Source organism: Stygiolobus sp. CP850M (assembly GCF_037389425.1).
Lineage (GTDB): Archaea > Thermoproteota > Thermoprotei_A > Sulfolobales > Sulfolobaceae > Stygiolobus.
Genome location: NZ_JBBHKR010000053.1, coordinates 1 through 2890, shown reverse-complemented (window position 1 = coordinate 2890; position 2890 = coordinate 1). Strand labels below are relative to the sequence as shown.

The window sequence follows — 2890 nt, the reverse complement described above, 5'->3', positions numbered from 1 at the left end:
AATTACCAGAGCTGAGTACTCTTCGGGCTTTACCTCTTTAAACGAGATATCCGCTACTACAGTATAACCGTGTTTACCGACTATCTTTCCTCCCTTTTCTTTACCCGCAATAACCGGAGTAAAGCCTTCTTCTATAACTCTATAAAACGGGTATAACAGTTCAATATCCTCATATTCATCTCCTACTATAAAGAGTACTTTCATAGTGTGATAATTTGTGGCAATATAAACTAATAACATTAATTAGTTGTTAGTCTAATCAAACCGTTATAAGTCCCCACCTTATCCCTCTCAAAGGCTTTATATTATTTTAATCTACCTTTAAAGTAAATGGTGGAGATATGCCTCTACGGTACCGTCTACAACGGTAGACCCAAAATCACCTCCTTCAACTCCCTCCCGGAGAGTTCGGAAAATGCCACTCCACCTGGAGGATACTACAGATCGTCCAGACCATAGCCCTCAACTACAACCTTTCGACCTGTTATCTCATCCTTGTAATAATATTACAAGAATCCTTATTTCTTCGTGATATGATCAAATATATTCAGTAATTCCTTCATTGAATAAGTCTAAACCGAGAGATATATTACAATTTGCGAAGGAGCCCTGAATCACCCGCTATAGCAGAGAATTTTAATTTATTAAGAAATCATAACTCTCACATATGAAGCTAGGAATAGTTTACAATAATTTCTTATCGCCTAAATTTGCCGGTGGAGGGGCAGAACACGCATACGAAGTAGTTAAGAGATTAACTAAATATTTTAATATAGTTTATTATCCTTCAAGTCCAGTATTTATTTGGAATAAAGAAGTTTTGATGGAAAAAGCTAAAGAAATTGAAAGAGAAGGAATAAAAATTGTACCAGAATTTTACTCAATTCTAGAGGAGCAAAATAAATTTAGAGTTACTGGAATTAAAAGATTCTTGCTTTCAGATAAAATAGCAAAGGAAGTATCTAAAAGATACGCTGTTGATGTAGATTTCCTATATGAGCCCGATCATACATCATTCGATATATTTTATTTAGGCAAGTCAACTAAATTCGGATTGACTCTACATGAACCGTTATTTTATAACGATTCCATAAAATACTTAAAAAGATTAGTAAAATTTTATAAATTCAATCCATATACTGGAAAAGGATTTTACACTAGATTCCTACATAATGAATTATATTCTAAACCCAAATATAAGAAGACGCTCAAGAAATATAAGCCAAGTTTTGTAGCAGCAGTTAGCAAAGGATCTTTAGAAGCAAGTGGAATTACAGGAGAAGTACTTTTTCCTGGTAATGCTTTTGATCCTGAGCTTCTTAAATATAGAAATAGAGGAAAAGAAGACTATATAGTTTTTTGGAGCAGATTAAATCAAGATAAAGGAATTCATGAAATTCCAGACATATTAAAAAGAATTCAAGCGAAACTATCTAAAAGAGTTAAACTAGTTCTTATGGGAAGATTTTTTGATAAATATAATGAGAAACTATTTTGGAAAAAAGTCAAAAAATATGGATTAAATGTTGAATATCTAGGCTTTGTACCAAGGGAAAAGCTGTATGATGTAGTTTCTAGAGCTAAACTTTCTATTTATCCCACGCATGTAGATGGATTTTCTTTAGTAGTATTAGAGGCTCTAGCGTTAGGTACCCCAGTAGTTGCGTATGGAATACCTGCAATAAGAAGTGTATACTGTGGACTAAAGGCAGTTAAAATAGTTGAAGAGTTTGACCAGGGAGACATGAGTAGAAAAGCATATGAAATTCTTTCTTCAAACGAAAAAGAGATGGATGAAATAATTAACGAACCTAAACTTTTAGATTTTCTTAAATTGCATTCTAGTTGGGATAATGTAGCAAATAGTGTTAAAGAAATAATTCTTAAATATGCTAAAAATTGAATTATAATAAGTCTATTAAGCTCTCTTATATATAGCTCGCTTTAGAAGGGAATAGCCTAACCCATATCGGTAGACCCAAAATCATATTAGAAAAAATATTTCTGATAGGATAATATCTAATCCGTGAAAGATAAAGAAATTTATAAGAGTATAAAGAATTGAAGAAAGGGTTTAAGGTGAGGGAGATAGAGTATTACCACGTGACATAGGAAGATGGTAACACCAATTCTCCCTCACCAAACATTCAACAAATAGGATATAAATTACTTTCCATGCTTTAAGGGAAAGGAGAAGAGGTAGCAAAAACCCTCATCTCCGCGTGTTTACGATTCAGTAGAGAACAAGTCCAGAGCATATGACGTATCCCCACAGACCGTGAGGAACTACGTAGAGAAACAAGGAATGGAAGTAATCGATTGGAAAATGCTAGGAAAATACCCTTAGAAGTACTAAAGGGGGTAAAGGAGATAGATCTTTCAATAGACTGGACAACAAAGACGTGGTATGGGAAACCGGTGAAAGGACTCGGAAGTTCAGAGAAGGGAAACTCTTGGAACTACGCAACAACCAAGTATAAGGGGAGAGTACTTTTACTTGCCTTCATTCAACAAGTTAACACTATGACTAAGGAAGAGATAGTGATCCTTGTGGAGCAAGTTGTTGCAATGGGATTCAAGATAAGGTTGATAACTCTTGACGCTGGTCTCTACACTGTCGACGTGCTCAACTTCATTTCACAGTTTAAGTACATAATTGCTGTCCCAGTTGGGGATGTTAAGGATGAGGAGTTTGACGGGGATTATAAGACTAATAGTAAGTAGGAGGGATGAGCAGGTCAAGTTCAGACTTCTCGTGTACAGCAAGGAGAAGGTTAGGAGAAAGGAGAAGAGTGTTGTTTATTTTGCTAGGGCTACCTCGAGATACCAAAGAGGGAAGTGTTGGATTTGTACAATAAGGTAAGGGGTCCCATAGAGACCTCTTATAGGA

2 protein-coding genes and 2 pseudogenes are annotated in these 2890 nt (G+C 35.2%); 3 read left to right on the top strand and 1 reads right to left on the bottom strand.

Features of this window, described 5'->3' with window-relative positions; genetic code table 11:
* Positions 1–204 (bottom strand): DJ-1/PfpI family protein (locus WIW89_RS05465; RefSeq protein WP_337720034.1); only part of this gene is annotated, 204 nt, incomplete at its 3' end.
* 203 nt (positions 205–407) lie between these two features.
* Between WIW89_RS05465 and WIW89_RS05460 the strand changes: the two are divergent.
* From WIW89_RS05460 to WIW89_RS05450, 3 genes and pseudogenes are all read left to right on the top strand, one after another.
* Positions 408–554: pseudogene (locus WIW89_RS05460) on the top strand (IS256 family transposase); the annotation flags it as partial.
* A gap of 113 nt (positions 555–667) precedes the next feature.
* Positions 668–1903: a glycosyltransferase gene (locus WIW89_RS05455; protein ID WP_337720033.1), complete on the top strand. Its 1236-nt coding sequence runs from the start codon at positions 668–670 to the stop codon at positions 1901–1903.
* Between the two features lie 213 nt (positions 1904–2116).
* Positions 2117–2890, top strand: a pseudogene (locus WIW89_RS05450) (DUF4322 domain-containing protein); the annotation flags it as partial.